6 protein-coding genes are annotated in these 4,942 nt (G+C 72.4%); 4 read left to right on the top strand and 2 right to left on the bottom strand.

Features of this window, described 5'->3' with window-relative positions; translation table 11 throughout:
* Positions 1–408: 408 nt before the first annotated feature.
* A complete protein-coding gene (locus ACFWRO_RS32980; protein ID WP_384517023.1) occupies positions 409–1,818 on the bottom strand; it encodes a DUF3152 domain-containing protein in 1,410 nt (469 codons plus the stop codon).
* An 8-nt stretch (positions 1,819–1,826) separates the two neighbouring features.
* Positions 1,827–2,822 carry an alpha/beta fold hydrolase gene (locus tag ACFWRO_RS32975; RefSeq protein WP_384517021.1) on the bottom strand — a complete coding sequence of 332 codons (996 nt, stop codon included), beginning with the start codon at positions 2,820–2,822 and terminating at the stop codon, positions 1,827–1,829.
* A gap of 134 nt (positions 2,823–2,956) precedes the next feature.
* Here ACFWRO_RS32975 and ACFWRO_RS32970 point away from each other — a divergent pair, with 134 nt between their 5' ends.
* The 4 genes from ACFWRO_RS32970 to ACFWRO_RS32955 all read left to right on the top strand — a co-directional run bounded on the left by ACFWRO_RS32970 (position 2,957) and on the right by ACFWRO_RS32955 (position 4,818).
* Positions 2,957–3,172: a hypothetical protein gene (locus ACFWRO_RS32970; protein WP_384517018.1), complete on the top strand. Its 216-nt coding sequence runs from the start codon at positions 2,957–2,959 to the stop codon at positions 3,170–3,172.
* Positions 3,173–3,319: 147 nt separating this feature from the next.
* The gene (locus ACFWRO_RS32965; protein WP_384517015.1) at positions 3,320–3,979 is read left to right on the top strand and encodes a TetR/AcrR family transcriptional regulator; all 660 of its coding nucleotides are present in this window, start codon (positions 3,320–3,322) and stop codon (positions 3,977–3,979) included.
* Positions 3,980–4,108: 129 nt separating this feature from the next.
* Positions 4,109–4,336 carry a DUF3107 domain-containing protein gene (locus ACFWRO_RS32960; RefSeq protein ID WP_260229006.1) on the top strand — a complete coding sequence of 76 codons (228 nt, stop codon included), beginning with the start codon at positions 4,109–4,111 and terminating at the stop codon, positions 4,334–4,336.
* Between the two features lie 212 nt (positions 4,337–4,548).
* Positions 4,549–4,818, top strand: coding sequence for a hypothetical protein (locus ACFWRO_RS32955; RefSeq protein WP_384517012.1), 270 nt, complete (start codon positions 4,549–4,551; stop codon positions 4,816–4,818).
* Positions 4,819–4,942 lie beyond the last annotated feature (124 nt).

Raw genomic sequence — 4,942 nt, 5'->3', positions numbered from 1 at the left:
ATTTTGTTATACCCCCCCCCCGTATCCCCCCCCCTATCTCCCTTCCCGGGCGGCCCCCGCGGGCCGGCCCCGCGCCGCGGCAATAAGCAACGGGGATTACCCGGGGGGGCCCGGGCGGGTGCTCCGCCCCACCACCGGAAGGGGTGAATGCACGTAACTTTCCCACCCCGGTCGCGTTTCGTCGCGCTACGGGACGCTTCGCACACACAGCGTCAGGCTGCGGCCATGGCGGAGTCCGCGGCTTCGCCGCGCGGAATGCGCGGAATACACGGAAGGGGGAAGGCGGATTTCCCGCACGCGGAATTACCCGAAAGAGCCGCGTCGCCGGTCACGGCGGGAATGCCCCCGCCTCGGGTTCAACTCCCGGGATCTGCTCCCGGGACCTACTCCAGGCTTCTCCTCGCGGGATCAACTCCCGGGATGCACCCACGGATTGGAGCGGCACTTGATTCCGTCGATGTCCAGCGACTTGGTCTGCTGCTGCATCACGGGGGCCAGCGCCCCCGGCGTCTGGCAGGTGACGTGGCTGTGCCCGAGCCGGTGGCCGACCTCGTGGTTGATGAGCATCTGGCGGTAGGCGAACATCGCCTTGTCCCCGAAGGTGTCCGAGCCCTGCGCCCAGCGGAAGGCGTTGATCATCACCCGGGAGGTCGACGCGGAGTCGCAGGAGACGTTGTCGACGGTGGTGTCCAGGCCGGACTTGGCGCACCAGGTGCCGGTGGTGCCCGGGCTGGCGAGCGTGACCACGAACTCGGGCTCGCCGCTGGAGATCCGCTCGAAGGTCATGGCGCCCCGGCCGGCCCAGCTCCGCGGGTCGTTGAGGGTCTTCTGCACGGCCTGCGCGAAGAGCTTCGCGTCGAGCCCGAGCCCCTTCTCGACGTCGACGCGGTAGCGGATCCTGCGCCCCTGGCCCGGCGCCTTGTCGAAGCCGGCGACGGCCTCGAAGTCGCCCGAGCCCTTGAGCTTGGGGTCGATCGGGAACTGGCGGGCCATCAACTGCTCGTACGTGGGCGGCGCGGCGGGCGCCGCGGGTGCGGCGGACGGCGGCGCGGCGGCCGGGGGCGTGAGCCGGTTGTCGGAGCGGGAGGCTCCGCCGTTGTCGACGGCCCGGTCGGTGGGCCCCTCGGCCGAGTGCGCGACGGCCCCACCGGAGTCCCGGTCGGCCACCTGACCGGCCACGACGACGGCGAGGACGGTGGTGACCGCGGCGGCCGCGATGCCGGTGAACGTGCGGCCCTTGCCGCTCTTCGCCGGGGCCTCCTCCGGGAGCGGCTCGGGAACGTCGGCGTCGTCCGCGTCGCTCTCCCGGCGCTGGCCGGGGATGAAGGGCGGGGGTGCGTCGGCGGTCTCGGCCGGCGCGTTCCGGCGGTGCCCCTGCCAGTCGCCGTAGCGCTGGGGATGGGCCGGCGTCTCGGTGTGCTCGGGGTGTCCGCCCCGTACGGCCGTCTCGACGGGGGCGGTGTAGACGGGGGTGCCGTGCATCGGCGTGTCCCAGACGGGCCGCCCGCCGGGCGCGGGCTGCTGCCCGTACGCGCTCGGCGCCTGCCCGCCGTACAGACCGGCGCCCGTGCCCTGCGCGTACCCGGTCCGCTGCTGCGTGTACCCACCACGGGCGTACGGGTCCTGGGTGTACGGATCCGGAGCGTACGGGTCCTGGGGATACGCGCCCTCGGCGCCCGGTGCGCGCCTGCGGCGCCCCGATCCCGACCCGGTCGTTCCCCGCCCCTGCCCCTGCCCCTGCCCCGGTTTCTCCGCCCGCCCCTGCGCCTGTTCGGCGGGGGGAGTGGGCGCGGAGCCCTTACGACTGTGTCGTCCCACGCCCCGGATCAGCTCCTGCCGCTGTCGTCTGCACTGGCCCCGTCGGCCTCGTCGGACTCGATCAGTTCCTTCACGGCCTGAGCGACCGTCTCGGGGTACTCCATCATGGCCACGTGCCCGGCGTCCGGGAGGGTCAGCAGTCGGGAGCCGCGGAACGCCTCGGCGGCCCTGCGCGCCATCCGGTAGGAGACGAGCTTGTCCTGCCCTCCGTAGACGAGCAGCGTGGGCGCGAGCACCCGTTCCGCCTGACGCCACAGGCCGTGCTGGCCGCCGAGGGTATACGCGTCGACGATGCCGCGCGAGCTGCGGGCCATGGCGTCCCAGAAGTACGGGAGCTCGAGGCGGCGCTCCATCTCCTCCACGGCGTGTCGCAGGCCCTCCTCGGAGACCCGGCCGGGGTCTCCGTAGCAGAGCGAGAGCACGCCCCGGACCCGCTGCTCCGGCGTCCAGTCCCGGGACAGTCTCGCGAAGAGCGACGAGACCCCCGGCAGGGCGAACAGCGCGGTCGGCCAGGCGGTGCGCTGGACGCGCAGTTCGGGCAGGGCCGGGGAGACCAGGGTCAGCGTGCGGACCAGGTCGGGGCGGACGGCGGCGACCCGGGTGGAGACGGCGCCGCCGAGCGAGTTGCCGATGAGGTGGACCGGGCCGCGGCCGCCGGAGTCGAGAAAACGGATGACCGCCCGGGCGTGTCCCGTGACGGAGTAGTTGCCGTCGTCGGGCGGCGGGGAGTCGCCGAAGCCCGGCAGGTCGACGGCCTCGCCGTCGACGTGGTCCGCGAGCAGCGGCATCAGGGCCGTCCAGTTCTGCGACGAACCGCCGAGGCCGTGGACGTAGAGCGCGGGCGGGAGGCCCGCCCTCGCGCCGGGCCGGGCGCGCACGGTGAGCGTGAGCCCGGGCAGCGCGACGGAGCGCAACTCCTCGCCGTCGGCGACGCGTACGGCGCGGGTCCGCGGCGTGTGCGGTGCGGCGGCGGTCCGGGTCTCCGGAAGCTCGGTCGACGACATGGCCGCAATATTACGAGACGATCACGCGGCGGCGCGTGTGTGTGGCGTCACAGGATCGGGTGCGCCGCGCCGGGTGTGCTCCTACGCTCGTAGTGAGGGTCATCGGAGAGCCCCCGCATGCCGGAAGGAACCGCATGACTGTCGATCCGTCCGAGCCGGACACATTCGCCGAGGAAGAGGACGTCGTGCTCGACGAGGAAATCCCTGAGGCCGACGCCGCTGAGCAGCGCGCCGAACTGCAGCAGCGCGAGGACGAGCCCCACACTCATCTCGAACGGGACTCGGCGAACGAGGCGGACTCCTCCGAACAGGCTCGCGTGGTCGCCCTCGACGAAGACGACTACCGCTGATTTGTTCGGTTTAACGTTGAATCGCCTGTCGCCCTGGGCGTCCGGTCCGTGAAATTCTGCGTCCGCACCGCGCACAGCCGGGTTACCCAAAAGTACGATGGCGGGCGCGACACCACAGCGCGCAAGGATCGATTTTTGGGAGGCGGCGTGACAGCCATCGAGCAGACAGAGGCAGCACGCCCTCGGGGCACGCGCCTGCCGCGCCGCGCCCGACGGAACCAGCTCCTCGGGGCGGCCCAGGAGGTGTTCGTCGCGCAGGGGTACCACTCCGCCGCGATGGACGACATCGCCGAGCGCGCGGGCGTGAGCAAGCCGGTCCTCTACCAGCACTTCCCGGGCAAGCTGGAGCTCTACCTGGCCCTGCTCGACCAGCACTGCGAGGCGCTGCTCCAGGCCGTGCGCACCGCGCTGGCGTCGACCAACGACAACAAGCTCCGCGTCGAGGCGACGATGGACGCGTACTTCGCGTACGTGGAGGACGAGGGCGGCGCGTTCCGGCTCGTCTTCGAGTCCGACCTCACCAACGAGCCGGCCGTGCGCGAGCGGGTGGACCGGGTGAGCCTGCAGTGCGCCGAGGCGATCTCCGCCGTCATCGCCGAGGACACCGGCCTCTCCAAGGACGAGTCGATGCTGCTCGCGGTGGGCCTGGGCGGTGTGTCTCAGGTCGTGGCGCGCTACTGGCTCTCCAGCGAGTCCGCCATCCCCCGCGACAAGGCCGTGGCACTGCTGACCTCGCTGGCGTGGCGCGGCATCGCGGGCTTCCCGCTGCACCCGACGGACGGTCAGCCGATCGCCGAGGGTCTCTGATCACCGAGGGTCGTCGGTGTTCGCTCCTGGCGTTCCGCCGGTAGGCCGTGCGGGTCGCCTCTCCGGGCTAATGTGTGCAGCGTACGGCGCGGGAGACGCGCAACGCTGACCGTTCGGAGGGACATAGCCGTGGAGGTCAAGATCGGCGTGCAGCACGCACCCCGGGAGATCGTTCTGGAGAGCGGGCAGTCCGCCGAAGAGGTCGAAAGCGCCGTGGCCGACGCGCTGGCCGGCAAGGCGCAGCTGCTCAGCCTCACGGACGAGAAGGGCCGCAAGGTCCTGATCCCGGCCGAGAAGATCGCGTACGTGGAGATCGGCGAGCCGGCGGTGCGCCGGGTGGGCTTCGGCGCTCTCTGAGTCGTGTGACATGTCGTGTGACATGGGGAAGGGCCCGGCGGATTCGTTCCGCCGGGCCCTTCGTCCGTCCGGGTGGCGTGCCGACCGGCCCCGTCGCCTGGGGACGGAACGAAGGTGCAGGTGAGGCGGGCGGGGAGGATTGCGCTCGAGTTGGCCCGGGTAGGACGGCTACGACCGCAATGCCCGCCCCGCACCGCACGCGAGGTGATCACGTGTTCCTGGAAGCTCTCGGCTCCGCCCTGCTCGGATTCGCCCTGGCCTGGGCCGCCGTGCACCGGCTGCCCGACCGCCTCCCCGCACGCACGGTCGTCCTCACGACCGGCACGCTCGGGGCCGTATTCGGCGCCCTCGTGACCCATGGCGCCCTCGGCCCTGGCCACGCCCTGCCGACGATCGTCGGAGCCGTGGCGGTCGCCGCGGTCCTGCTCTCACTGCTGATCCGCCCGGCCTCCCGCCGACTGCGCCGATCAGCGGCGGCGTGAACAGCGCCGCTACCCCGACCGCCGCACCACCGACCGCCGCATCCCGGACCGCCGTAGCCCCGGCCGCCGTAGCCCGGACCGCGGAGACCGGCCGTGATCCACCTGACCTCGCGTCGGGCGCGGC

This window comes from Streptomyces sp. NPDC058579 (genome assembly GCF_042718575.1).
In the GTDB taxonomy this organism is placed as follows: Bacteria; Actinomycetota; Actinomycetes; order Streptomycetales; family Streptomycetaceae; genus Streptomyces.
This window is presented reverse-complemented; position numbering and strand designations above follow the sequence as displayed.

What these genes read in the sequence shown, in the direction of transcription:
- ACFWRO_RS32975 (WP_384517021.1), bottom strand. Translation starts at nt 2,822, where the DNA reads ATGTCGTCGACCGAGCTTCCGGAGACCCGGACCGCCGCCGCACCGCAC.
- ACFWRO_RS32970 (WP_384517018.1), top strand. Translation starts at nt 2,957, where the DNA reads ATGACTGTCGATCCGTCCGAGCCGGACACATTCGCCGAGGAAGAGGAC.